Below are 23,231 nucleotides of genomic sequence, written 5' to 3'. Positions count from 1 at the left end.
GGGGTTCCTCCTTTACGAACTGGTGGACAGCACATAGGCGCCCAGGTTGCCGTCCCACTTCCAGTAGACCTTCTGAATGACGCCGCCGTTGACCCCCAGCTCGGTGATCTGCAGTCGGCCGATGCTGCCGTAATAGGCCTGCACGCCGTGGCTGCCCCGGACGTCCAGACCGCCGGCCAGCCAGCTGACGTTGCCCTCGCCGGAGGTAAGGACCCCCTGTTCGGTGCCGAAGGCGTTGTACAGGTGGATGGAGCCGTCGGTAAGGCCGCCCTGCAGCCGCACCTGGGTGTTGACGGCACCGCTGGCGGCGCGGCCATAGACGTCCAGGATGCCGTAGGGGTTGGCGCTGGCCGACCGGGTGATGATGGTGGTGGGGTAGCTCTGGCCGGAGGAGTCCCGGGCGTAGAAGGCGGCGATGCCATCCGCCAGGTTCACCTGGTTGCCGTTGGCGGCGTTGGAGTAGAACGAACCGGTGATCCGGACGTTGCCCTGGTGGTCCAGCTGGAAGTTGTCGCTGTCCACCACCAGGGAGTTGGCGGCAAAGGTGATGGTGCCGCTCTCGATGGTGACGCTGGTGGCGTCCGCCGCGAACTTGCTGCGGATGTTGCCCTCGGTCACCACGCTCAGGGAGATCTCCTCCACCGACTGTCGGAGCTCGGTGTAGTCCCCCGACAGGGTGCTTGCCTTCACCGAGAGGCCGTCGATGGTGGCTTTCATCTCCAGCATCTTCCCCTGGAGGTTGAGCCGCCCGCTGTTGACGGCGGCCACGCTGTCCCGCCGGGGGTTGCCGGTGGCCTCCAGCCGGGTCTCCGCGGCGGTGCAGACGGCGCTCATGACGCAGACCGTCAGCCGCTGTCCCGCCGGGGTCACCGCCCAGACCAGCTGTCCCGCCGTCACCGGGCAGTCCGCGAAGGCGCTCACCGTGCAGGGGGTGTAGGACGCCCAGCCCGACGCCGCCTCATAGAGGGCCTGGGCCACCGGGCGCAGGGCTGCGTCGGTCTCGGCGGTGAGCAGCAGATTGCCCTGGACGACCAGGGTGTTGGTGCCGTCGGCCTCCTCCGGCCAGACGACCCCCAGGTCGGCGTCGCTCTGGCGGATCTGTACCTTCTGGATGGGGGCGGTCTCGTAGTCCTCGTAGGAAAGTCCGTCCTCCCGGTAGGGCGCCGCCTGTCCCAGCGCCGCCTCCGCCGTGCTGCCGGGGGTCAGGCTGACGCTGCCCCGGGCGTCGGTGTACCAGCCGAAGGCAAGCGCCCCGTCGGCGTTGCAGTGCACAAAGCAGCCCGCCGCCTGGGCGGCCCACTGGAGCAGCTGCCGCCCGGTGAGGCCGTCGGCGTAAAAGGCCTGCACGGAGTAGCTGCCGTTGCGGGGCAGGCCGCCCGCCAGCGGCACCCCGCAGGCGTCGGCCACCTGCTGCACGAAGGCGTCCAGCGTCATGGGGAAATCCCCCTGCCGTTCCCGCAGCCAGGGGGACAGGTCCTGTTCGGTGCGCACCATCCGGTCGTAGGCGGTGAGCCGGTAGAGGTTGCGCTTGCCCCGGGTGGGGGTCTCGGCCACAAAGATGCCCAGCCGGGTGCGGGTCGCACCCTCCACCCGGCAGAGGGTCAGCTCCTGCCCCGCCGTGATGCCGGGGCTCCGGCCCGGTTCCACCCAGAGTTCCGCCTCCAGGGAATCGGCGCAGGCGGAGCCGGGGGTCAGGTCGGTGCCGGCGTTGACGGTGTGGGTCCATTGGAGGCTGCGCAGGGCGTTGCGCCCCGGCACCCCCGAAGAAAGCTCGCTGCCGTCGGGCAGGACGAGCAGATACTGAATCATGGTCCTTCCCTCCTCAGCACTCGATGATGTTGAATTTCAGGTTGCGCCAGCTGCCGTCCCGGGCGCTGCGCCAGGCGATGCTGTAGTTGCTGCAGTAGCAGGTGGTGGTCACCGTCTCGGAGGAGGAGCCCGCCCGGGGATGGGTGAAAGCAAAGGTGGCCTTGCCCGCAAAGAGTCCCACCAGGTAGGCGTACTCGGCGTCGGTGAGGGCGGCGTAGGCGAAGGGCCAGGTGGCCACCTTCTCCCGCACCACCTCCCGGTGCATGACGCCGCTGGCGTCCCGGCCGGAATCGCTGGAATCCAGGTCGGCATAGCTGGGGGTGACGTCGGCGTCCGGCGCGTAGAGGGGCTGGCCGTCGATCTGGAACAAAGGGGTCAGGGTCATACCGTCACACCTCCCCGCTGCAGATTGCTGCGCCGGGTCCAGCGCTGGGCCGCCCGGCCCACCATCTCGTCGGTGAGTTCAATGCCGCCCACCGCTTCCAGCAGATCCCGCAGCAGGGCGGCCAGCGTCTCGAAGCCTGCCATCTGACCGGCCTGGACGTCCGCCATGACACCGGCCACCGCCTGTTCGATGGTGACCAGGGGCGCCTCGATGTTGGTGCCGCTGTGCTGATCGCCCAGCAGCGCCAGGAAGGCCCGGTTGGGCGGGATGACCGCGCCGGAGGCCAGGGCCGGGACCGCCACCGACTGGGCGTAGGCCAGCTGGGGTGCGGCGCTGCGGCCGGTGATCCACTGTCCCGCGGCGGAGAGCGCCCCCGACGCCGCGCTGCCGATGCCCGACAGGGTGTGCCGGAAGCCGTCAAAGACCGCCTGGATGCTCCAGGCCAGATGCTGCAGGGCGGTGAGCAGGCCGTTTATGGCGTTGGTCACGGTGGCTGTGATGGTGTTCCATACGGTGACCACCGTGGTGAGCATGGCGTTCCAGGCGTCGGACCAGCGGCCCTGCAGGACGCTGCTGACGAAGTCGGCCAGCCCCCGCAGGACGGCCAGCAGGGAGGTGACGGCGCCGCTGGCCATGTTCAGGGCGGTGCCCACGGCGGTGCTGACGGCGGCGAAGACCTGGGTGAACACCGGTCCCAGGACGCTGACCAGCCAGGTGAGCAGCGGTGCCAGGATGGTGTTCCAGAGGGTGAGCAGCAGATTGGACACGGCGCCCAGGGCCAGGGTGAGCTGCTGCCACAGCGGGGAGAGGGTCTGGGTCCAGAAGGCGCCCAGCTGGGCCACCAGGTTGGAGAGGACGGGCTGCAGGGTGCCGGACCAGAGGGCCTGGAGCAGGGTGGTCAGGTTCTGGAAGGCCAGGACGATGCCGTCCAGCAGGGGCTGGCCGTAGGCGTCCCAGGCGCTGCGGATGCCGGTCATAAGACCCTGCCAGACGGTGAGCAGCATGGCCAGGGCGGGTTGGAGGATGGTGGCGGAAGCGTCGGCCACCAGGGCGCTGAGCCACTGGAAGGTGTTGCCCGCCACGGTGATGGCGGCGGACAGCGCCCCGCCCACGATGGGGCCGAAGGCCTCCGAGAAGCTGTTCACCACCCCGGGCAGGAATTCGGTGGTCAGATACCGGGCCAGAGGCAGCAGGGTATCGTTCCAGAGGGTGAGGGCGGCGGTGCGCAGGGGTTCCCACACAGCAGCCGCCGCGGCGGACATCTGGTTCCAGGCCCCCTGCCAGGCCGCGATGGCGGGGGCGTAACAGCTTTGCAGGTAGGCCCAGAACCGGGCCCACAGGTCCCGCAGGGATTGCAGCGCCCCCTGCCAGACCGAGAGCTGCTGTTCGGCGGTGTCGGCGGCGGTGTCCTCCTTCCCGGAGGTTTTGCTGCTGCCGCCGCTGCCGGATTTGGACGACGATTTTTCGGTCTCCGGGGCGGCCAGACGGTTGATCTCGTCAAATCTGGCCAGGCTCCGGGTGCTTTTGGCAGCCTGGGAGGCGGTGGCCTGCAGACTTTTGCGCAGGCTGTCCACCACGCTGCGGGCTTCGGCGCCCGCGTCCCCCAGACTGCCCAGGGCAGCGGTGATCTTGTCCAGGGCGCGTTCCACGCTGCTCCCCGACGCCGCCAGCTCCGAGACCTCGTCAAAGGCAATGGTTTGTGCCAATCAGGTTCCTCCTTTCGGGGTCAGGCACCCAGCCGCGCCAGCAGCTGCTGCTTTTCGGCGTCGGCCGCCGGGTCGGGGGCGGGGCGCAGGTCCACGGCGGCGCGGTGGGTGCGGTAAAAATCCAGTTCCCAGGGTTCCAGCTTTTTGCCCCGGCGCAGCTTGTCCCGGATGGCCACCACCGTGGCGAAGGTCCCCTCGCCGATGGCGTCGAACCAGCCCAGGAAGCTCCACCAGTGCAGATAGGGCAGCGCCCGCACATCCTGCCCTGCCGCCCGGCTGATGCCCGCGGCGATGAGGGGCGCATCCTGCTGCCAGTCCATGAGCCGGGGGGTGCCGGCGGCCGGTTCGGGCCGCCCCGCCGCCAGGAACTCGGTGAGGAACCGGGTGGCGGCGGGCCAGTCCTGCCGGGGCATGGCGGCAAAGTCGGGGTAGAACAGCCGCATGGCCACATACCACCGCTCGCCGCGGTCCAGGTCAGGGGCGGCGGTGCCGTCCAGCCAGCGCAGCAGCTCCAGGATATCCCGGAAATCGGTGTGGATCTGGTAGACCCGGTCCTCGATGACGGCCTGCACCGGCAGGCCCCAGGACCCGGTCATGACTGCGCCCGGGCGGCGCGGGCGGCGTCCGCTTCGGCCACGGCGGCGTCGGCGGCGGCCTCCAGATGGCGCTGCGCCCCCTGCTGCAGGATGGGGGTCAGGGCTTCCAGCAGGTTCTGCACCACCCGCTTGCCGTTGGTGCCCACCCCGGCCAGATTCACCCCGCCCAGCACCCGGTCGAAGTCGTTCTCGGCGCCGAAGATGCCGGTGAGCAGCGCCTTGATGCGGCCGTCATACTCGGCCAGCAGGGCCAGCCCCGCCTCGGCGCTCTCGGGGCCGTCGGGCAGGGCGGCCACTTTCTCTTCCAGCTCTTTGTCCAGGGCGGAGAGGGTCTTGCCTGCGTCGAAAAACCGGTGGTAGAGGTTGGGGTCGGCGGGGTTGAAGCGCAGCACGCCGTGGCCGTTGACGGAGAATTCCTCCACACCGGTGTCAATGGTCAGTTGTTTCATGGACCTTCCTTTCTTACAAAAGAAGCGGGGACGGCCGCAGCCGCCCCCGCACAGACGATGGGATGCAGTCCGGGCGGGTCATCTCCCGGGCTGTTGCCCCCTTTGAGCCGTCAGGGTGCTCAGCCCGCAGCCGTAAAAGTCTTGGTGGACGGGTCGAAGGTGCCCTTGGTCTTGACGCCGGTGTAGTGCACATTGAAGGGGATCTGGTAGCCGGTGGTGTCGCCGCCGTAGCTGACGATCTCGATGTAGCACTCCTCCTTGACGGCGGGGTAGGCGCCGTCCTCGTCGCCCCAGAGCTTGACCTCCACCATGTCGGTCTTCAGGTCGTCCAGCACCAGGTCGCCGTCCAGGATGGCCTGGAGCTTTTCAAACAGCGGGTCGCCCTCCTCGGCGTAGTAGGGCGAGACCTCGCCCTGCTTCTGGTAGCTGTCGATGACGATGCTGGTCTCGCCCAGGATGTTGGACTTTTTCTCCACATTGGCGCTGAGCTCGGGGGCGTATTCCTCCAGGTCCCGGCCCAGCCGGACGTAGCTGGCTTCCGGGTCGGTGAACGCCGCATTCAGGTAGTGCGCCATGTATTTGCGTTGGATCTTCATGGGGTATCCTCCTTGTAAACTTCGGTGTACTCCGCCAGCAGGCGGAGGGTGTAGCGGGCGGTGCCGCCGGCGTCGGCGGTCTCAAGACGTCCGTCCTCGGCGCGCAGGGTCTCCCCTTCGGGCAGACCGTTGCCGAAGGCGGGCAGGGCGTGGGCGGCGCTCTGGGCGGCCACCCAGCTTTCCAGGGCCAGCAGCCGCCCGGCGTTCTTCACGGCCCGGGCGTCATCCCCGGGGGGCAGGGGCAGGCAGAGACGCAGAAGGAACTCTGCCCGGCAGCGCAGGCTGACGCCCCCCAGCAGGTTTTCCCTGCGGGTGAGCACCGTGACGCCCCGGGGCCACAGCCCGCCGGTGCCGGGGGCGGGGCCGGCGTTTTCCACCCGGAGGGTCAGGTCCGCCAGGGCGGGCGCCCCGGCCAGAAAGTCCCGCAGCGCCGGCAAAACAGATTCATTCATGGGGCAGTTCCTCCTCAGTTGGTCAGGCTGTGGGCGCCGGTGCCGCCGCCCGTCCACCAGGTACCGGCCTCCACATGGTGGAGTTCGGCGCCGCGGTACATGGGCAGCACGTACTGGACCACCGCCACATCGGCCCGGGCGCCGGGCACGAAGTCCGCCCAGTCGGCCCAGCTCACCTCCGGCCCCTCCCCGGGGCAGAGGCGGTCCCCCGGTTCCAGGGTGTAGTCGGTGCCGTAGCGGGCGGCGGATTCCGGCACCACCAGCAGCAGGACTTCCCCCTGGGTGGTGCCGTCGGCGTCGGGGGTACGGCGGCGGCCGTGCTGCCAGAACACCCCGCGCAGCACGGTGCGTCTGACGCCCAGGGCGTCGGCGTCGCCGCGGTAGACCGTGACGGTCTGGGCAAACAGGCGGCTCTTACGCATGGGGCAGCCACCGCCCGATCTGCAGATAGTACCCGGCCTCGTGCCGGTAGTGGGCGGCCCGCAGGGCCAGGGTGGTGGCGCAGAGTTCCGGCGGGGCGGTGTAGCTTTCGCTGACGCTGCCCACCGTCATGCCGGAAAGGCCCCGGGCTTCGTCCTCCTGGGCGAACTCATACACCGCATCGGCGATGGCGCACAGGGCCATGGCTTCGGCGTTGTCGGGGTCCAGGCCGGGGCGGGGCGCCACGGCGTAGACATCCCGCATCCGGGCCAGTTCCGCCTCCGCCCGCCGGAGAAAGCGCGGGAACTGGGCCTCGGGGATGTCCTCCCCCAGATAGCTCTCGCGGTAGAAGGCGTAATCGGGCATGGGCAGTCCCCCTTACGCTTCCTTGAACTTGGCCAGCACCACCTTGGCTTCGTTGGAGAGCACCGCCACGTAGAATTCGTCGGCGGTGATCTCGGTGGTGCGGGTCTTGGGCTTGCGTTCCGTCTCGATGTTCACGTCCCGCTTGCGGTAGATGGTCAGGGCGGGGATCTCGTCGTCCACCTCGGGGTCGGATTCCAGCTTGACGATGGGGCAGGTGTAGACGCCGCCGGAGAGCGGCACCTTCTTGCTGGGCACCAGCCGGCAGCCGGCGATCATGCCGATCTCGCCGGTGAGGGCCACCCCCGCCTGGTACTTGTCGGCGCTGATGAAGTCGGCGTTCTTGCGCAGCTGGGTGACCTGTTTGGGATGGATGAACATGACCTTGTCGGAGCTGCCCATCTCCTCCTCGAAGAGGTCCACGGCGTCCACGATGCCGTTGTAGCTGATGGTGTTGGCGGAGCCGTCGTAGCTCAGGCTGGCGGTGAGCAGGGCATCCATGCAGTCGTTGTCGATCTTGGCGGCGATGGCCAGGGCCAGCTGGGTGTTGGCTTCGCCCACGGGGTTGCCGTAGCCGGAGAGCACCGCCTCGTCGGTGAGGCCGATGCCCTTCATGGCCTTTTTGATGGTGGCCTTGCGGGTGGAGGTGGTCATCTTTTCGATGGCTACCTCGCCGCCCTCGGCCACATCGTCGGCGTCGCCGATGTAGGTGTAGGCGGGCACCGTGATGGTGTCGCCGGGGACGCCGGCCAGGGTGTCGTCGATCTTGGCGAAGGGGGCCACCCGCAGCTTTTTGGGGATGCGGGCCGAGACCATATCCCCCATGACTTCGGGGTCGATCAGGTCGGAGAGTTTGGTATTCAGATCAGCCATAAATCAGTTTCCTTTCTGTTGCAGGGTGTCAGCGGTCGTTGCCGGGGGTCTGGCGCAGGGCGGCGTAGCCCGCGGGGTCCTCCCGCTTGAGGGCCAGCCGTTCCCGGTAGCCCATCCGTTCAAAGGCATCCCGGTCGGGGGTCACCGGCACGGTGCCGGTACCGGCGGCGTAGGGCGCCGGAGTGGGGTTGTGTTCTTCCATCAGAGGGTTCCTCCTTTCGGCATAAAGCGGTCCCGGATGCGGCGCAGGTCGGCCTCGGTGTCGTGGGGCAGGCCGTAGTACCAGGCCAGGGCCAGTTCGGGGCGGAGCAGCCCGTCCGCCACCAGCTGGCGCTGCTCCTCCCAGACGCGGCTGCGGTCGTAGAGCACGCCGTCGCCCCAGTCGATGGTCAGGGTGACGGGGGCGGCGTCGGCGGCCCGCAGGCCGTAGAGGCCGCCCAGAGCCTGGCAGATGGTCAGGGCGTCCCGGGCGGCGGTTTGCCACATGGCCTGCAGGTCCCGGATGGTCAGGTCGTAGTCCACCGAGGTGGCGGCGATCTCGGTGGCGGTGCGGGGTTCGGCCTCCGCCTCGGTCTCGCTCAGGATACCCCGGCGCAGACCCAGCAGGCTTTCGCACCCGCGCAGCAGGTCCTGCTTGCGGGCCAGATAGCTCTGTTCCCGCAGCGCCGGGCTGTAGACGGTGACCCCTAGGTTGGCCGGGTCGTCGGGCAGCCCCACGAAGAGGTCGTCCTGGAGGGTGCGGCGGCCCCGGGCGTCGGGGCGCAGCAGGTCCTCCGAGGCGAACACCCGGGAGGCGCCGTTGGAAAACTCGTGGTTGAGCTGTTCCTCGCAGCGGGCCAGGGCGTGGAGCAGTCCCGCCGCGGGGGCGTAGATGCTCACGGCGTCGGCGGAGCCGTCCACGCAGTTGGCCAGCGGGGTGCGCAGCACCGCCAGCCCCACCCCCGGCACGCCGGGCAGGAAGAGCTGGGGCACCAGATCGGCGCAGGCGTCCAGGGTGGACAGCGGCACGCAGCGGCCCAGGGCCTGGCCGTTGAGCTCAAAGAGCCGCGTCTCGATGGTGAGACCGTCGGGCCCGGCCACCCGGCGTTCCAGCAGGGCGTAGCGGGTGGCGCCCCGGCTGTGGCATTCCATGGTGCCCACCGCCAGCAGACGGCCGTGGGCGTCCCGGGCCAGGGGGACGTAGCAGTCCCGCCGGATGGGCACAAAATCCAGGGCGCTGCCGGTGAGCACCGGCTTGAGCAGGCACTCCCCGCCGATGAGGGCATACTGCAGGGCCAGTTTGCGCACGGCATCCAGGGCCGCCAGGCTGCCCCGCGTGAAGTCGTCCGCCCCGCCGTCCAGCCGGGCGTCGTACTCGGCAAAGACGGTGCGGCAGAGCTTGGCCACGATGAGGGCGGCCAGCCGCGGGGCGGGGTCCTCGCCGGGGCGGGGCGCGCCGTAGTACAGGTCCAGCCATTCCCGCAGGGCCCCGCGCATTTTGGCCGAGGTCACATCGTGCTTGCCAAAGGCTTGTTCCAGATAGCTTTGCAAAAAATTCTCCTTTCCCGCAAGATGGTGGGCGGTATCCCCCGCCCGCCGCGCCGCGGACCGCGGCGGGCGGGGGCGTACTGGGTGCATGGGGCATCCCTCCTTCCGGTCTGGGGCAAAAATAAAAACCCGCGGCCGGGCCTTTGCCCTCCCACGAGTTTCAACGGTACCATATTACTACTTTAAGTTGTGAATTTCAATGAAATTTCCCGAAGTCTTCGGGAAAGATCAGGAAGCCTTTTCTTCCAGGGACAAGGCCAGCACCCCGGCGCGGTGGATCTGGTAGACGCGGCGCAGCACCACCCCCATGGCGTCGGCGATGTCGCCGTAGCTCTGGCCCAGGATGTAGCGGCGGCGCAGCACTTCCTGCACGTCGGGGGCCTGGACCGCCGCCACCACCTGCATCACCGCAAAGCGGCGCTCCACGCAGTCTTCGATCTGTTGTTCCAGCTTTTTTCTCGTCTCTTCGATACGTTCCACCGCCCGGGGCAGCCGGTCGGTGTCGCTGCCCGCCCCCGGCATGCCGCTCAGACAGGCGGTCACCCGCTCGGCGGCGGCCCGCATCATCTCCAGTTCGCCTTCCAGCATCTGCTCCCGGCGCACCGACGCGCGGTATTGTCCCAGCCACGCGATTTTTTCCTGATAGGTCATGGCGCTCCTCCTTCTAGTCCATATTGATTGGGTGCCGATACACTTTGTTGGTTCTTCCCATCTTAGACCAACAACCGGAAGTTGTCAATACAAAAAACGGGACTGTCCGAAGACAGTCCCGTTTATAGGTCTTATTCAGCACAGGGGCGCCAGCAGGCGCAGGATGGCGCTGTGCAGGGTCCCCAGGAAGCCGGTGCGGCAGTCCTCCAGTCCCACCGGCTCGCACTCCGCTTCGATGGCGGCGAAGTCGGCGCGAATATCCTCCAATACCTTGCCGCCGTAGAGCAGGGCGCTGCACTCGAAGTGGAGGTAGAGGCTGCGGTAGTCCAGATTGACGGTGCCCACGGCGGCCACCCGGTCGTCGCAGAGCCAGGTCTTGGCGTGGAGGAAGCCCGGCACATAGCGGTAGATCTTCACCCCGGCCCGCAGCAGCGAGGGGAAGTAGCTCTTGGTCAGCAGGTAGATGGTGGGTTTGTCGGGGATGCCGGGGGTGTAGATCCGCACATCCACCCCCCGCTTGGCGGCCAGCCGCAGGGCGCTGAGCAGGTCGTTGTCCAGGATCAGGTAGGGCGTGCAGATGTACAGCCGCTGGCGGGCCTGGCTGATGAGTTCCAGGTAGACGTTCTTGGCCACGGTCTCCCGGTCCACAGGGCTGTCGGCGAAGGGCTGTACCAGGCAGTCGGTGGCCACGGGGGCCGCCGGAGGCAGGGTGGCGAAGTCGATGACCTCCCGGGGGTAGTGGGCCTGCCAGAAGGCCAGGAAGATGTTGGCGAAGCTGCGGGCGGCGGGGCCTTCCAGCCGGACGCCGCTGTCCTTCCAGTAGCCGAACCGCACCAGCTTGTTGATGTACTCGTCGGCCAGGTTGACGCCGCCCGTGAAGGCGATCCGCCCGTCGATGACCATGATCTTGCGGTGGTCCCGGTTGTTCATCACCAAATTCAGCAGCGGCACGCACCGATTGAAGGAGAAGGCCCGGATGCCCTCCGCCTGCAGGGTCTCGTCGTAGTTGTGGGGCAAAAGGCTCAGGCAGCCCGCGTCGTCGTAGACCACCCGCACGTCCAGGCCGGCAGCGGCCTTCTGGCGGAGGATCTCGTGGATCTGGCCCCACATCTCCCCCATGCCGATGATGAAGCTCTCCACATAGATGCTGTGCTCGGCCCCCTGCAGGGCGGGCAGCATGTCGGCGAACATGGACTCGCCGTTGGGGTAGTACCGCACGGCGGTGCCGTCAAAGACCGGCGCAGGGGCAAAGTCCCGCACATAGCGGGCGGTCTCGGCGGCCCGGGGATCCCGGTGTTCCAGCGTCTCCTGGGCGGCGGGATCGGCGGTGCGCAGCGGGGCGAACCGCGCCTCCGCCCGCTCGATGCGGTGGCGCAGCCGGATGGCGGGGCGCTTGTCGCCCCAGAGCAGATAGAGCAGTCCGCCCTGCACCGGCATGACGGTGAAGAGGATGAGCCAGCTGATCTTGAATTCCGGCACGGTGGAGTCCTGGCGGATGAGGGCCAGACACATGATGACGCTGAGGGCCAGCCCCACGCCGTTGATCCAGACGGCGTAGTCGCTGAGGCGATAGAACAGGATGAAAAGCCAGACGATCTGGAGGAGCAGCAGCACGCCGGTGACCACCAGACGGCTGAAGATCAAGGAGAGAAGTTTGCGCACCACATGGCGCCAGGTACCTTTATGGCCGGACATAGAAACCTCGATTGCTGAAAAATGAAAACACACCCCGCCCGCGGAGCCGCGGGCGGGGTGTGGACGAATGGGCGAAATCAGGCGCGGCAGGCGTCAATGGCCGCCATGCAGTCATCCATGGACAGGAAGGTCACGGCGCAGTCCGAGCCGATGAACCATCGCTCTTCCCCGTTGCACACGATCTTGCGGATCAGTTTGCCGTGATATTCGGTCTGGATGTAGATTCCGTTAGGCATAGTGGTTTCCTCCCCAAAATATAGTGCAACAGCCGGATGGCTGCCCTATATAAGGGTTGGCCGCGACATGCTCTACATCAAATTATGCCACACTTCGGCCCGGCGTGCAAGTACCAATTCGCCGTTCTTTGCCCCGAAACCGCCCCGATTTTTGGCACAACGCACAAAAGGGGCGCTGCAGCGGGCCGTTTTGGGGCGAAACCGGCCGAAACAAGGCCAAATTTGTAAAAAAAATCTTGCCAGCCGCGTCGGTTTGTGTATAATATAAGGTAGTATATTGCGTGGCGGTGTGTACCGTCGGACTTTTGATACGGACCGGAGGAACTTGACTATGACGAAACTGGAAACGCTGCAGTTAAAGCTGACTGCGACCCGCGTGCGGATGGGCGTGATCGAAGCGACCCACGGCGCCGGGTGCGGCCATCCGGGCGGCAGCCTGTCTGCTGCGGATGTTCTGACATATCTGTACTTCCGTGAGATGCGCATCGACCCCGAACAGCCCCAGGATCCCAACCGGGACCGCTTCGTGCTCAGCAAAGGCCATTGCGCACCCGCGCTGTACGCGGCGCTGGCAGAGCGGGGATTTTTCCCGGTAGCGGACCTGCCCACCCTGCGTCACTCCAACAGCTACCTGCAGGGGCACCCCAACATGAACACCGTGCCCGGTGTGGATATGTCCACCGGCAGCCTGGGCCAGGGCGTTTCGGCCGCCTGCGGCATGGCGCTGGGTGCCAAGCAGCAGGGCAGCGACATCAACGTCTACACCCTGCTGGGCGACGGTGAGATCGACGAGGGTCAGTGCTGGGAAGCCTTCATGTTTGCCAACCACTACAAGCTGGACAACCTCTGCATCATGATCGACGTCAACGGCCTGCAGATCGACGGCGCCACCCGGGACGTGATGAACTCCGAGCCGCTGGACCGCAAGATGGATGCCTTCGGCTTCAACACCATCGTCTGCAACGGCAACTCCTTTGCGGAGCTGGAGCAGGCCTTCAAGATGTTTGATCTGTCCCACGGCAGCGGCAAGCCCACCTGCTTCCTGCTGCGGACCATCAAGGGACAGGGCGTCAGTTACATGCAGAACGCCGTGGAATGGCACGGCAAGGCCCCCAACGACGAGGAATACGAGAAAGCGATGGAAGAGCTGCGCGCAGCCCACGAATCGCTGGAAAAGGAGATCGAGCTCAACAATGGCTGAGATGAAGAAAATTGCGACCCGCGTAAGCTACGGCAACACGCTGGTGGAACTGGCCCGTCAGGGGGCCGACAATCTGGTCGTGTTTGACGCCGACCTCGCCGCCGCCACCAAGACGGAAATTTTCCGCAAGGAATACCCCGACCGCCACTTTGACTGCGGCATCGCCGAGCAGAACATGATCGGCGTGGCCGCCGGCATGAGCACCATGGGCTATGTGCCCTTTGTGTCCAGCTTCGCCATGTTTGCCGCGGGCCGTGCCTTCGAGCAGATCCGCAACACCATCGGCTATCCCCACCTGAACGTGAAGATCGCCGCCACCCACGCCGGTCTGTCGGTGGGCGAGGACGGCGCCTCCCACCAGTGCTGCGAGGACATCGCCCTCATGCGCACCATCCCCGGCATGGTCATCCTGAGCCCCGCCGACGATGTGGAAGCCCGCGCTGCGGTCATCGCCGCCTACAACTACAATGGCCCCGTCTACCTGCGGTTCTCCCGCCTGCCCTCCCCGGTCTTCCATGACCCCGAGACCTACGAGTTCCAGATCGGCAAGGGCGAAAAGCTCACCGACGGCTACGACATCGCGGTGATCTCCACCGGCCTGATGACCAGCGAGGCGCTGCGCGCCGCGGTGCTGGCCAAGCGCCAGGGCATCAGCGTGCGGGTGATCAACATGCCCACCATCAAGCCGCTGGACGAGGAGATCATCCTCACCGCCGCCCGGGAATGCCGCCGCATCATCACCGTGGAGGAGCACAACGTTCTCGGCGGTCTGGGCGAAGCGGTCTGCGGCGTCCTCAGCGAGAAGCTGCCCTGCTATGTCCGCCGCCTGGGCGTCCAGGACCAGTTCGGTCACTCCGGCCCCGCCAACGAGGTGCTGCGTGACTACGGCCTGTCCGCCGAGGCCATCGCCGCCGCGGTGCGGGAGATCGTCCGCCCCGACCACAACACCGACGACAGCGCCAACCAGTAACACACACACCAACGCCCCGGAGCCTTGCGGCCCCGGGGCGTTTTTGTATCACATCTCTTTTTCCAGCCGGATGCGGCAGTATACCGCATACCCCTGCACCAGCAGATAGGCCCCCACCAGCAGCAGGATGACTGTCAAGTCCACCTGCATCAGGGCAAAGACCAGCAGCAGCGCTCCGAACACGAACACCATCAGATCAAAGGCCCTGGCTTTGGCCCGCTGGGCCAGCTGGACGTTGCGCTCGTCCTGGACCTCGATGGCCTGCCGTCGGGCCAGTTCCGGGTCACACTGCAAAGCCTGTCGCTGTACCATCTGTCCGATCCCCTGTCCCAGCAGTCCGGCCCCCACGCCCAGACAGACAAAGGGCAGCGTCCGGGGCACCGGCAGCGTCAGGTGCAGCATCAGGGCCGCAGCCCCCAGCAGCAGAACGCCCAGCACAAGGCAAGCCACGTCTTTCCGATCCTGTTTCATAGCGGTTCCTCCTCGTAGATAAAGATGTCCTCGATCTGCATGCCGAAATACCGTGCAATTTTGAACGCGAGCAAGATGGACGGATTGTAGCGCCCGTTTTCCAGCGAGCCGATGGTCTGCCGGGAAACCGAAAGTGCCGCCGCCAGTTCCTCCTGACGGATGCCCCGGCTTTTGCGGATCTCTTCCAAACGGTTTTTCACAGACTTTCCCTCCCTCCTGCGATTATGGAAAGTTTACTTTCCATTTGCAGTATATCTCATCTGTTGCAAAATGTCAAGCGTACTTTCCATTTTTTCTTCAAAAACCACCCCCGCAGAAATCTGCGGGGGTGGTTGTGTTTTATCCGGCCAGCGCCGCGCCCAGGGCCCGGCAGGCGGTCAGGGTGTCCTCGTCGGGGGACCCCTGGCAGATCACCGGGCCGTCGGCCAGGACAGCGCCGTCGCCGCGGCAGGTCTCCTCCCAGCTTCGCATCCATTCGCCGTCGCCCCAGCCGTAGGAGCCGAACAGTGCCAGCCGCTTGCCCTGCAGCCGGCCCTCACAGGCGGCGAACAGCGGCTCGAACTCGCTCTCCTCCAGCTGCTCACAGCCCATGGACGGGCAGCCGAAGGCCACCCCGTCCAGCTCATCCAGCCGGGCCGCGTCAAAGGCCGACGCCGTCACCAGCGTCACCTCCGCCCCCACATCCCGGGCGCCGTCCGCTACCGCGGCCGCCATGGCCTCGGTGTTGCCGGTGCCGCTCCAATAGACCACTGCAATCTTTGCCATATCCTGTCTTCCTTTCTTGTCAGCCGGCCACCGCCAGCCGCTCCAGGGCGGTGCCCCGGGCCAGTTGGGCCTGGTAGCAGGCGGTGCACCGCCGGTACTGTCCGAAGGTCCGCTGGGCTGCCCGGGGGTCGCCGTAGACCTTCCAGCAGCCCACACACTTGTAGCCGCAGGCCGGGCTCTGGATGAACCCCCGCACGTCCTCCGGCGGGTAACTCAAAAAGAGACCGATCTCGTGGGGGAACTCCTCCGCCTGCCGCAGCCGCTGCATCAAGCGCCCCACACAACGGGTGGGGTCGTCGCAGCAGTAGCCCCGGGGGGCCAGCAGGGCCCGGGCTTCGGGACACTGCAAGTCCCGGGCCAGCCGCGCCGGCCGGTAGAGATAGAGCAGCGCCCGGCCGTCCTGCCAGCGCAGGGGCAGCAGCCGCAGCCCCTTGGGGGTCAGCCGCCGGTTCCAGTGGCGGACGCAGTCCTGCATGGCCCGCTCCCCCGCGAAGGGACAGCGGAACAGACTGCCGGTTTTCAGCCCGGCCAGGGTGGGCGCCCCATGGCGGACCATCAGTTCCTCACACATAGGATGTCTCCTTTCCTCTCGTTCTATAAGTTAGTTTAATCTAACCCTTGTCCAAAAAAGAATCCGGATGAGCGCCGGTACGCTTTGGTTAGTTATCTCTAACGTGTGCACAGTATAGCACACCCCGTCCCCTGCTGTCAAGAGGGGGCGGGGCGGCTTTTATATTCAGGCAGCGGCATCCTGCCGGGGCAGGGTGCGGAAGAATTTGGCCATGGGCAGGCAGCCGGCCAGGTCGGCGATGACCCAGCCGATGGGGATGGACACCCAGATGCCGGCGGCGCCCAGGGCGGGAATGGCGGAGAGGGCGTAGGCCAGCACCACCCGCAGGCCCAGGGAGATGACGGTGAGCACCACCGACATGCCGGGGCGTTCGATGGCCCGGTAGAAGCCGTAGAGCAAAAACAGCAGGGCGATGAGGCAGTAGAAGGCGCCCTCGGTGCGCAGGTACTGGACGCCCACGGCGAGGATCTCGGTCTCCCCGGGCTGGACGAAGATGAGCATCAGCGGCCGGGCAAAGACAAAGACCAGGGCGGAGACCGCCGCGCCGAAGAGCATGCTGACGGCCACGGCGCTGCGGGTGCCGCGGCGGATGCGGGTGTACTGACCGGCGCCGTAGTTCTGGGCGATGAAGGTGGAGAAGGCGTTGCCGAAGTCCTGTACCGGCATGTAGGCGAAGGAGTCGATCTTGACGGCGGCGGCGAAGGCGGCCATGACGGCAGGACCAAAGCTGTTGACCCGGCCCTGGACCATGAGGATGCCGAAGTTCATGATGGACTGCTGGGCGCCGGTGATGAAGGAGAGGCGGAAGACATGGGCGGCGCAGGGGCGGTCCCACCGGGCGTCGGCGCGGGAGAACCGGAGGTCCCGGCGGCTGGCCAGGGCGTAGAGGCAGAGCCCGGCGCCGGAGAGCCACTGGGCCAGGACGGTGGCTCCGGCGGCCCCGGCCACGCCCCAGCCCAGGCCCAGGACGAAGGCGATGTCCAGGACGATGTTGAGCAGGGCGGAGAAGCCCAGGAAGAGCAGTGGCCGCACCGAGTCGCCCACGGCCCGGAGCAGGCAGGCGTAGTAGTTGTAGAGGAAGGTGCCGCCGATGCCGGCGAAGATGACCAGCAGATAGGTGCGCATGAGGCCGCGGACCTCGGCGGGCACCTGGAGTAGCCAGAGGATGGGGTCGATGAGCAGGAAGACGGCGATGTTGAGCACCACGGCGGTGCCGCCGATCATGCAGAGGGAGAGGAAGATCTCCCGGCGCATGCGGGGGGCGTCCCCGCGGCCGAAGGAGATGGACACCGCCACGCCGCTGCCCATGGAGAGGCCCAGCAGGATGGAGGTGAGGAAGGTCATGAGGGTGTAGGCGGAACCCACGGCGGCCAGGGCGTCGGCGCCCACATACCGGCCCACGATGAGGGTATCGGCGATGTTGTAGAGCTGCTGCAGCAGGTTGCCCAGCATCATGGGCAGCGCAAAGCGCAGCAGCGTGGGGGTGATGGGCCCCCGGGTCAGTGATCGGGTCTGCATGGGTATGGTTCCTCCCTGTCTTGGGCGGCTTGCCGCCGCCTTTTCTATGATAGGCCAACGGGGATCGTTCCGCAAGAGGGTGCCGCAAAAAAAGGCGCCGCCCGCAGGCAGCGCCACAGTCCGGGAGGGGCCGCTCAGTCGCGGCGGAACAGATCCCGGGTATAGACTTTTTCTTGGACGTCGTCCAGGCAGCTGTCATAGCGGTTGGCGATGATGGCCTGGCTCTGGGCCTTGAAGGCGGACAGGTCGTTGACAACCCTGCTGCCGAAGAAGGTGGTGCCGTCCTCCAGGGTGGGCTCGTAGATGATGACCTCGGCGCCTTTGGCCTTGATCCGCTTCATGACCCCCTGGATGGAGGACTGGCGGAAGTTGTCGGAGTGGGACTTCATGGTCAGCCGGTAGACGCCCACCACCACCGGGTGTTCCCGGGTCGGGTCGTAGTCGCTGTTGGCCTCGTAGGCGCCGGCGATCTCCAGCACCCGGTCGGCGATGAAGTCCTTGCGGGTGCGGTTGGAGGCAACAATGGCCTCGATGAGATTCTCCGGCACATCGGCATAGTTGGCCAGCAGCTGCTTGGTGTCCTTGGGCAGGCAGTAGCCGCCGTAGCCGAAGCTGGGGTTGTTGTAGTGGTTGCCGATGCGGGGGTCGAGACATACGCCGTCGATGATGTCCCGGGTGTTCAGCCCCTTGGACTCGGCATAGGTGTCCAGCTCGTTGAAGTAGCTCACCCGCAGGGCCAGATAGGTGTTGGCGAAGAGCTTGACGGCCTCCGCCTCGGTGAAGCCCATGAAAAGGGTATCGATGTTCTCTTTGATGGCCCCCTCCTGGAGCAGCCCCGCAAAGACGTGGGCCTTTTCCATCAGGCGCGGGTCGTTTTTGTCGGTGCCCACGATGATGCGGCTGGGGTAGAGATTGTCGTAGAGGGCCTTGCTCTCCCGCAGGAACTCCGGGCTGAAGAGGATATTTTTGCTGCCGGTCTTCCGGCGGATCTGCTCGGTATAGCCCACGGGGATGGTGGATTTGATGACCATGATGGCGTCGGGGTTGGCCTTCATGACCAGGTCGATGACCGTCTCCACCGCCGAGGTATCGAAGAAGTTCTTCTTGCTGTCATAGTTGGTGGGCGCCGCAATGACGACGAACTCGGCATCCCGGTAGGCGGCTTCCGCGTCCAGGGTGGCGGTGAGGTCCAGGGGCTTTTCCGCCAGGTATTTCTCGATGTAGTCGTCCTGGATGGGGGATTCCCGCCGGTTGATCTTTTCCACCTTTTCCGGCAGGATGTCCACCGCCGTCACGTGGTGATGCTGGGCCAGCAGCGTGGCAATGGACAGTCCCACATACCCGGTACCTGCAACTGCAATTTTCATCGTTTTTCCCTCGTCTTTTCGCAAAATCAAACAAGTTTTCCAACGGTCGCCCGGTGGGGCGTCTTTTCCTTTTCAGTTGAACGATATCTCTGTGCGTCCACGGGAGTCCATCCACTGCTGGAACATCAGTACAAACCAAATCTGCCGTTCCCACTGTCCTTTGTGGACAAAATCCGACCACATTTTCTGTACTGCCTCCGCGTTGAGCAGTCCCTGCTGCCGGATCCGAGCGGGATCCAGAAGGCTCTCGGCCCAGGACCGCAGTTCCGGCTCCAGAAGCCATTTTTCGATGGGAATGGAAAAGCCTTTTTTCGGTCGTTCCATCAGTTCCCGGGGCACATAGCGATACAACACTCGGCGCAGTACCTGCTTGCCCACACCGTTCTGGCGCAGATACCCCAAGGGAAGCGACCAGGCAAATTCCACCACATCCCGGTCCAAAAACGGAACACGCGTTTCCAGGGACACCGCCATGGCGGCCCTGTCCACCTTGACCAGAATATCATCCGGCAAATACATCAGCTGGTTCATCAGCATAATGTTGTGGACCTTTTGCGGCATAAAGCCGCTGGGGTATTCACTGTGTGCATAGGGACAGAGCTCATGTTCTCTGGCCAGCGTCAGGGAGTACGGATCCCTTGTCTCCCCACGGACATACAGTTCCTCCGGTGTACGGGCCCCCAGATATTTGGCCATCATCCGCAGCAGATGATTTTTCTGCAGCGGTGTGCGCAGAATTCCCCTGGATATCGGTTCCCACAGTGCATGAGGCACCGTTCTGGACCAGTTCCAGTATCGTTCCACGAAGGTATAGGAATTGTAACCACTGAAAAGTTCATCGCCCGCATCCCCACTGAGGGAAACCGTCACATGTTCCCGGGTCATCCGGCTGACCAGATAGGTGGGGATTTCGGATACATCGGCAAAAGGCTCCCCGTACATCACACCCAGCTGGGGGATCACGGCCTTGGCATCTGCCGGAGATATATACAGTTCTGTGTGTTCCGTTCCCAGGTGGCGGGCAATCTCTTTGGCTTCGGCGGCTTCGTTCAAGCTCCGGGAATCCGTTCCGATGGTAAAGCTTCTGACTGTTCCCTGGTGAACCGCCTGCATCAAAGCAACAATAGCGCTGCTGTCAATTCCCGAGGACAGGAACGCCCCCACCGGCACATCAGCCACCATCTGTTCCCGGATGGCCTCTTTCAGAAGTCGCTCCAGTTCGTCGGCCGCCTCTTCTTCCGTTCCACAGAACAGGTTGGCCTGTCCTTGTCTGGCCACATTCCGGATATCCCAGTACCTTGTCTCAGTCCACTGGTTGTAAGGGCTGCAAACCGTCAGAACAGAACCCGGTTCCAGCTTGTAGATGCCCTCGTAAATTGTATGGGGAGCCGGTATATACCCGTAGGAGAAATAGATGTCCAGCACTTTTCGGTTGATGGGATTCTGGAAGCCATCCAGCACCGAAATACAGCCAAGGTCGGAGGCGAAGACAAAGCTGCCGTTGACCATGCCATAATACAGCGGTTTTTCTCCCATCCGGTCCCGCGCCAGCTGCAGTGTTTTCTCCCGGGTATCGTACACCGCCAGCGCAAACATGCCTTTTGCCAGGCAAAGCGTTTTTTCGATACCATATGCCTCGATTGCTTCCAACAGGACTTCGGTATCGCAGGTACTGCGGAATTCACAGACGTAACCATCTGCCCGGAGTTGCTCTGCCAACGCGCGATGATTGTAGATCTCTCCGTTATAGACGATAACATAACGGCCGCTATGGGAAGTCATCGGCTGGCTGCCCGCTTCCGACAGATCCAGGATGGAAAGCCGCCTGTGTCCCAACACTACCGCGCCATCTTCGGAGCAATAGGTGCCGCCTGCATCGGGGCCTCTATGGAGCATGCGTCGTTTCATATGCTCTATATTTCGGGACCAGTCACCTTTCCAATTGCAAAAACCGGCAATTCCGCACATAGTATCCCTTTCCAGACCTCCGGAGGTCCACTTACTGGCAGGAAGTATCCGCCAGATAGAATTGTTTGTACCATTCCGCAAAGCGGCGCAGGCCGGTGCGCAGCGGCGTGCTAGGCTTGAAGCCGAAATCCCGTTCCAGGGGAGCCGTGTCGGCGTAGGTCACCGGCACATCCCCGGGCTGCATGGGCACCAGTTCCTTGTGGGCCTCAAAGTCATAGTCGGCGGGCAGCACCCCGGCGCGGACCAGTTCTTCCTGCAGGATGGTCACAAAATCCAGCAGATTTTCCGGCTGGTTGTTGCCGATGTTGTAAAGCTTATACGGCGGCACCGGCAGACCGTCGGGGCCGTTTTTCTTTTCCGGCGGTTTCTGCATGACCCGGACCACACCTTCCACAATGTCGTCAATGTAGGTGAAGTCCCTCTGGCAGTGGCCGTAGTTGAAGATCTGGATGGTCTTGCCGGCACGCAGTTTGTCGGTAAAGCCGAAATAGGCCATATCCGGGCGCCCCGCCGGGCCGTAGACGGTAAAAAAGCGCAGTCCCGTACAGGGGATGTTATACAGTTTGGCATAGGCATGGGCCATCAGCTCGTCGGATTTTTTGGTGGCCGCATACAGGCTGACAGGGTTGTCCACCTTGTCGTCGGTGGAATAGGGCACCTTGGTGTTGGAGCCGTAGACACTGGAAGAGCTGGCATAGACCAGGTGTTCCACTCCGGCAGCGCCATCATCGCAGGAATGGCGGCAGGCTTCCAGAATGTTGTAAAAGCCGATGAGGTTGGACTCCACATAGGCATCCGGATTCAGGATGGAATACCGTACCCCCGCCTGGGCCGCCAGATTGACAACGATCTGCGGGCGGTACTGTTCAAACAAACCGGTGACCAGCGCCTTGTCCGCCAGGTTGCCGCGGACGAACACAAAGTTTTCGTACCGGGCAAGTTCCGCCAGACGTGCCTCCTTGATGCGAACGTCGTAGTAATCGTTGACGTTGTCCAGTCCTACCACGCGCACTGTCGGCCCGCCCTGCAACAGGCGTTTGGCCAGATTCGCCCCGATGAAGCCGGCCGCGCCGGTGATCAGGATGGTTTTGTTTTGGAATCGTTCCTTTGCGTCAGCCATATGTTTTCCTTTCTTCCTTGCGGATTTGCCACGGTTTCCCCGTTTACCGCCTGAACAGTCGGATTACCGCGTCACGCTTGATCAAAAGCACCACCACAATCACAGCAAGAATCACATAGCGCAACAGGGTAGTTCGATACAGCAGCAGACAGCTCAGGCAGCACACAGCCGTCAGAAGCAGAATACCACCGACCAGCTTTGTATTGTAAACAAACTTTCCCGTGCTTTGCGCCGTATTGTTGTAAACTTTGGTGGCGACCACCATCTGGGAGATTCCCATTACCATATAAGAGATCATTGTGGTATAAGCCGCCGCGATATAACCGAACTGCTGGATGCCGATATAATTCAGCACCACATTCAATACTGCGGCAACACCGGAGGAAATCATGATAAACTGGGTCTTGCGGTAATAAATCAGCACGTTAGAATACATGTTGGAGACCGCCGTAAAGAACACACCCGCAGCAATGGGCGGCATAATATAAATGGCCTCATAGTATTGCTTTGTGGCCAGAATCTGCACGATTTCCGGTGCCAGCATCGTAGCCAGAAAAGCAATGACGGAGAACAATGCCAAGATACCGGAAGAAGCGGTGCGCAGCTGATCCCGTTTTTCCGGCTTGTCGATATTCTCATACAGATACGGGATAAAGGAGGAGTTGATGGCGGCCCAGACGATCAGGGACAGAGAGCTAACCGTGTACAGGGTGCTGTAAATTCCCACGGCGCTGTTGCCCACCATTTTGCTGATCATAGCCCGGTCCGACGCATCGAGGATCTGGCTGGCGATGGAATTGCCGATCAGCGGCAAGCTCAGGGAAAGGGAGAATCTCCAGTATCTTCCCGAATACAGCGTCCTGCCTTTCCAGAAAATATAGATCCAGAGAACCAGGGACAACGTCAGCGACACCCCATACGTTGCAAACAAACGCACAGCTCCCAGAGACTGTACGCCATTTTCGGCCGCCTTTACCACCGCTCCGATGGCCACTATGCTGGCCACCAGTGCGGACAGGAAAGTGACCAGCCCCGCAATTTTGTATTTATACTCATAGCGCTGTCGCAGCAGCCAGAAATCCTGTGCCGGCGAGAGCAGCATCTGCAGCAAGAGCAGGATCATCAATGCGGTGGGAAGGCCGGTCACCTCGTTCCAAAAGCCGGGCGCTGCCGCATACACCACCATGAGAAGAAGGGCAACCAGCGTCGTCAGACTCAACACAGAGGAAACGTATCGGTTTCTTTCCTTCCCGAATTCCCGCAGAGAAAGCTGAAAGCCCCCCGAAGTAAGCGCCAATGTTCCGAATGTTCCAATGATAGATGCCCATGACTGGTACAAGCTCACAACGCCGATCTGATCCGGGGGCATGATTCTTGTAAAAATAGGGGTTGTGATGATGGCAAGCCCTCGGGAGAACAGTGAAGCCAATGTATATACAATGGAGGCCATCACCCCCGCCGACCATTTTTTCTTAAACAGATTCTTGATTTTCATATCCTCGTTCTTACGCACTGAAAAAGG

Annotated in this window: 26 protein-coding genes; 2 read left to right on the top strand and 24 right to left on the bottom strand. The window is 64.1% G+C overall.

Features of this window, described 5'->3' with window-relative positions; genetic code table 11:
• Positions 1-12: 12 nt before the first annotated feature.
• The 15 genes from NQ490_RS08415 to NQ490_RS08345 form a co-directional block, all read right to left on the bottom strand.
• Positions 13-1,809 carry a hypothetical protein gene (locus NQ490_RS08415; RefSeq protein WP_007048281.1) on the bottom strand — a complete coding sequence of 599 codons (1,797 nt, stop codon included), beginning with the start codon at positions 1,807-1,809 and terminating at the stop codon, positions 13-15.
• A 13-nt stretch (positions 1,810-1,822) separates the two neighbouring features.
• Positions 1,823-2,194 (bottom strand): hypothetical protein, encoded by a 372-nt coding sequence (locus tag NQ490_RS08410; RefSeq protein ID WP_007048282.1) that lies wholly within the window; start codon positions 2,192-2,194, stop codon positions 1,823-1,825.
• A complete protein-coding gene (locus NQ490_RS08405) occupies positions 2,191-3,900 on the bottom strand; it encodes a hypothetical protein (protein WP_007048283.1) in 1,710 nt (569 codons plus the stop codon). The genes NQ490_RS08410 and NQ490_RS08405 overlap by 4 nt, the downstream gene beginning before the upstream one ends.
• A 20-nt stretch (positions 3,901-3,920) precedes the next feature.
• Positions 3,921-4,496: a bacteriophage Gp15 family protein gene (locus NQ490_RS08400; protein ID WP_259951098.1), complete on the bottom strand. Its 576-nt coding sequence runs from the start codon at positions 4,494-4,496 to the stop codon at positions 3,921-3,923.
• The gene (locus NQ490_RS08395) at positions 4,493-4,945 is read right to left on the bottom strand and encodes a hypothetical protein (RefSeq protein ID WP_259951097.1); all 453 of its coding nucleotides are present in this window, start codon (positions 4,943-4,945) and stop codon (positions 4,493-4,495) included. Before NQ490_RS08395 ends, NQ490_RS08400 begins: the two co-directional genes overlap by 4 nt.
• A 119-nt stretch (positions 4,946-5,064) precedes the next feature.
• Complete coding sequence (locus NQ490_RS08390; protein WP_007048285.1) at positions 5,065-5,541, bottom strand: hypothetical protein; 477 nt, start codon at positions 5,539-5,541, stop codon at positions 5,065-5,067.
• Positions 5,538-5,993 (bottom strand): hypothetical protein, encoded by a 456-nt coding sequence (locus tag NQ490_RS08385; protein ID WP_007048286.1) that lies wholly within the window; start codon positions 5,991-5,993, stop codon positions 5,538-5,540. Before NQ490_RS08385 ends, NQ490_RS08390 begins: the two co-directional genes overlap by 4 nt.
• A gap of 14 nt (positions 5,994-6,007) precedes the next feature.
• Positions 6,008-6,415 carry a hypothetical protein gene (locus tag NQ490_RS08380; protein WP_007048287.1) on the bottom strand — a complete coding sequence of 136 codons (408 nt, stop codon included), beginning with the start codon at positions 6,413-6,415 and terminating at the stop codon, positions 6,008-6,010.
• Positions 6,408-6,779 (bottom strand): head-tail connector protein, encoded by a 372-nt coding sequence (locus NQ490_RS08375; RefSeq protein WP_007048288.1) that lies wholly within the window; start codon positions 6,777-6,779, stop codon positions 6,408-6,410. Before NQ490_RS08375 ends, NQ490_RS08380 begins: the two co-directional genes overlap by 8 nt.
• 12 nt (positions 6,780-6,791) lie before the next feature.
• Positions 6,792-7,649, bottom strand: coding sequence for a N4-gp56 family major capsid protein (locus tag NQ490_RS08370; protein ID WP_007048289.1), 858 nt, complete (start codon positions 7,647-7,649; stop codon positions 6,792-6,794).
• A gap of 28 nt (positions 7,650-7,677) precedes the next feature.
• Complete coding sequence (locus NQ490_RS08365; RefSeq protein ID WP_007048290.1) at positions 7,678-7,851, bottom strand: hypothetical protein; 174 nt, start codon at positions 7,849-7,851, stop codon at positions 7,678-7,680.
• On the bottom strand, positions 7,851-9,266 hold the full coding sequence (locus NQ490_RS08360; RefSeq protein WP_259951085.1) for a hypothetical protein: 1,416 nt from the start codon (positions 9,264-9,266) through the stop codon (positions 7,851-7,853). Before NQ490_RS08360 ends, NQ490_RS08365 begins: the two co-directional genes overlap by 1 nt.
• A 138-nt stretch (positions 9,267-9,404) precedes the next feature.
• A complete protein-coding gene (locus tag NQ490_RS08355) occupies positions 9,405-9,827 on the bottom strand; it encodes a sigma-70 RNA polymerase sigma factor region 4 domain-containing protein (RefSeq protein ID WP_007047876.1) in 423 nt (140 codons plus the stop codon).
• A 135-nt stretch (positions 9,828-9,962) separates the two neighbouring features.
• The gene (gene cls / locus NQ490_RS08350) at positions 9,963-11,522 is read right to left on the bottom strand and encodes a cardiolipin synthase (RefSeq protein WP_007047878.1); all 1,560 of its coding nucleotides are present in this window, start codon (positions 11,520-11,522) and stop codon (positions 9,963-9,965) included.
• Positions 11,523-11,599: 77 nt separating this feature from the next.
• Complete coding sequence (locus tag NQ490_RS08345; RefSeq protein ID WP_007047879.1) at positions 11,600-11,758, bottom strand: hypothetical protein; 159 nt, start codon at positions 11,756-11,758, stop codon at positions 11,600-11,602.
• A 331-nt stretch (positions 11,759-12,089) separates the two neighbouring features.
• Here NQ490_RS08345 and NQ490_RS08340 point away from each other — a divergent pair, with 331 nt between their 5' ends.
• Positions 12,090-12,959, top strand: a complete 870-nt coding sequence (locus tag NQ490_RS08340) for a transketolase (protein ID WP_007047881.1) — start codon at positions 12,090-12,092, stop codon at positions 12,957-12,959.
• Complete coding sequence (locus NQ490_RS08335) at positions 12,952-13,929, top strand: transketolase family protein (protein ID WP_007047882.1); 978 nt, start codon at positions 12,952-12,954, stop codon at positions 13,927-13,929. The genes NQ490_RS08340 and NQ490_RS08335 overlap by 8 nt, the downstream gene beginning before the upstream one ends.
• 48 nt (positions 13,930-13,977) lie before the next feature.
• On the opposite strand, the gene NQ490_RS08330 is transcribed toward NQ490_RS08335, so the two are convergent.
• The 9 genes from NQ490_RS08330 to NQ490_RS08290 form a co-directional block, all read right to left on the bottom strand.
• Positions 13,978-14,400: a hypothetical protein gene (locus NQ490_RS08330; protein WP_007047883.1), complete on the bottom strand. Its 423-nt coding sequence runs from the start codon at positions 14,398-14,400 to the stop codon at positions 13,978-13,980.
• Complete coding sequence (locus NQ490_RS08325) at positions 14,397-14,600, bottom strand: helix-turn-helix transcriptional regulator (RefSeq protein WP_007047884.1); 204 nt, start codon at positions 14,598-14,600, stop codon at positions 14,397-14,399. Before NQ490_RS08325 ends, NQ490_RS08330 begins: the two co-directional genes overlap by 4 nt.
• 139 nt (positions 14,601-14,739) lie before the next feature.
• Entirely contained in the window at positions 14,740-15,165 is a 426-nt protein-coding gene (locus NQ490_RS08320; protein ID WP_007047885.1) for a flavodoxin, read from the bottom strand.
• A 19-nt stretch (positions 15,166-15,184) separates the two neighbouring features.
• The gene (locus tag NQ490_RS08315; RefSeq protein WP_007047886.1) at positions 15,185-15,736 is read right to left on the bottom strand and encodes a DUF3793 family protein; all 552 of its coding nucleotides are present in this window, start codon (positions 15,734-15,736) and stop codon (positions 15,185-15,187) included.
• A gap of 165 nt (positions 15,737-15,901) precedes the next feature.
• On the bottom strand, positions 15,902-17,254 hold the full coding sequence (locus NQ490_RS08310; RefSeq protein WP_007047887.1) for an MATE family efflux transporter: 1,353 nt from the start codon (positions 17,252-17,254) through the stop codon (positions 15,902-15,904).
• Between the two features lie 134 nt (positions 17,255-17,388).
• A complete protein-coding gene (locus NQ490_RS08305) occupies positions 17,389-18,621 on the bottom strand; it encodes a nucleotide sugar dehydrogenase (RefSeq protein WP_007047888.1) in 1,233 nt (410 codons plus the stop codon).
• Positions 18,622-18,693: 72 nt separating this feature from the next.
• A complete protein-coding gene (gene asnB, locus NQ490_RS08300) occupies positions 18,694-20,529 on the bottom strand; it encodes an asparagine synthase (glutamine-hydrolyzing) (protein ID WP_242655011.1) in 1,836 nt (611 codons plus the stop codon).
• A gap of 91 nt (positions 20,530-20,620) precedes the next feature.
• Entirely contained in the window at positions 20,621-21,709 is a 1,089-nt protein-coding gene (locus NQ490_RS08295; protein ID WP_007047890.1) for an NAD-dependent epimerase/dehydratase family protein, read from the bottom strand.
• 43 nt (positions 21,710-21,752) lie between these two features.
• Positions 21,753-23,204 (bottom strand): lipopolysaccharide biosynthesis protein, encoded by a 1,452-nt coding sequence (locus NQ490_RS08290; RefSeq protein ID WP_007047891.1) that lies wholly within the window; start codon positions 23,202-23,204, stop codon positions 21,753-21,755.
• Positions 23,205-23,231: the final 27 nt, after the last annotated feature.

The organism is Subdoligranulum variabile (assembly GCF_025152575.1).
In the GTDB taxonomy this organism is placed as follows: Bacteria; Bacillota; Clostridia; order Oscillospirales; family Ruminococcaceae; genus Gemmiger; species Gemmiger variabilis.
This window is presented reverse-complemented; position numbering and strand designations above follow the sequence as displayed.

Excerpts from the sequence above, each read along its gene's own strand:
- NQ490_RS08415 (WP_007048281.1), bottom strand. The coding sequence starts at position 1,809 with ATGATTCAGTATCTGCTCGTCCTGCCCGACGGCAGCGAGCTTTCTTCG.
- NQ490_RS08410 (WP_007048282.1), bottom strand. The coding sequence starts at position 2,194 with ATGACCCTGACCCCTTTGTTCCAGATCGACGGCCAGCCCCTCTACGCG.
- NQ490_RS08400 (WP_259951098.1), bottom strand. The coding sequence starts at position 4,496 with ATGACCGGGTCCTGGGGCCTGCCGGTGCAGGCCGTCATCGAGGACCGG.
- NQ490_RS08395 (WP_259951097.1), bottom strand. The coding sequence starts at position 4,945 with ATGAAACAACTGACCATTGACACCGGTGTGGAGGAATTCTCCGTCAAC.
- NQ490_RS08390 (WP_007048285.1), bottom strand. The coding sequence starts at position 5,541 with ATGAAGATCCAACGCAAATACATGGCGCACTACCTGAATGCGGCGTTC.
- NQ490_RS08385 (WP_007048286.1), bottom strand. The coding sequence starts at position 5,993 with ATGAATGAATCTGTTTTGCCGGCGCTGCGGGACTTTCTGGCCGGGGCG.
- NQ490_RS08380 (WP_007048287.1), bottom strand. The coding sequence starts at position 6,415 with ATGCGTAAGAGCCGCCTGTTTGCCCAGACCGTCACGGTCTACCGCGGC.
- NQ490_RS08375 (WP_007048288.1), bottom strand. The coding sequence starts at position 6,779 with ATGCCCGATTACGCCTTCTACCGCGAGAGCTATCTGGGGGAGGACATC.
- NQ490_RS08370 (WP_007048289.1), bottom strand. The coding sequence starts at position 7,649 with ATGGCTGATCTGAATACCAAACTCTCCGACCTGATCGACCCCGAAGTC.
- NQ490_RS08365 (WP_007048290.1), bottom strand. The coding sequence starts at position 7,851 with ATGGAAGAACACAACCCCACTCCGGCGCCCTACGCCGCCGGTACCGGC.
- NQ490_RS08360 (WP_259951085.1), bottom strand. The coding sequence starts at position 9,266 with ATGCACCCAGTACGCCCCCGCCCGCCGCGGTCCGCGGCGCGGCGGGCG.
- NQ490_RS08355 (WP_007047876.1), bottom strand. The coding sequence starts at position 9,827 with ATGACCTATCAGGAAAAAATCGCGTGGCTGGGACAATACCGCGCGTCG.
- cls (WP_007047878.1), bottom strand. The coding sequence starts at position 11,522 with ATGTCCGGCCATAAAGGTACCTGGCGCCATGTGGTGCGCAAACTTCTC.
- NQ490_RS08345 (WP_007047879.1), bottom strand. The coding sequence starts at position 11,758 with ATGCCTAACGGAATCTACATCCAGACCGAATATCACGGCAAACTGATC.
- NQ490_RS08340 (WP_007047881.1), top strand. The coding sequence starts at position 12,090 with ATGACGAAACTGGAAACGCTGCAGTTAAAGCTGACTGCGACCCGCGTG.
- NQ490_RS08335 (WP_007047882.1), top strand. The coding sequence starts at position 12,952 with ATGGCTGAGATGAAGAAAATTGCGACCCGCGTAAGCTACGGCAACACG.
- NQ490_RS08330 (WP_007047883.1), bottom strand. The coding sequence starts at position 14,400 with ATGAAACAGGATCGGAAAGACGTGGCTTGCCTTGTGCTGGGCGTTCTG.
- NQ490_RS08320 (WP_007047885.1), bottom strand. The coding sequence starts at position 15,165 with ATGGCAAAGATTGCAGTGGTCTATTGGAGCGGCACCGGCAACACCGAG.
- NQ490_RS08315 (WP_007047886.1), bottom strand. The coding sequence starts at position 15,736 with ATGTGTGAGGAACTGATGGTCCGCCATGGGGCGCCCACCCTGGCCGGG.
- NQ490_RS08310 (WP_007047887.1), bottom strand. The coding sequence starts at position 17,254 with ATGCAGACCCGATCACTGACCCGGGGGCCCATCACCCCCACGCTGCTG.
- NQ490_RS08305 (WP_007047888.1), bottom strand. The coding sequence starts at position 18,621 with ATGAAAATTGCAGTTGCAGGTACCGGGTATGTGGGACTGTCCATTGCC.
- asnB (WP_242655011.1), bottom strand. The coding sequence starts at position 20,529 with ATGAAACGACGCATGCTCCATAGAGGCCCCGATGCAGGCGGCACCTAT.
- NQ490_RS08295 (WP_007047890.1), bottom strand. The coding sequence starts at position 21,709 with ATGGCTGACGCAAAGGAACGATTCCAAAACAAAACCATCCTGATCACC.
- NQ490_RS08290 (WP_007047891.1), bottom strand. The coding sequence starts at position 23,204 with ATGAAAATCAAGAATCTGTTTAAGAAAAAATGGTCGGCGGGGGTGATG.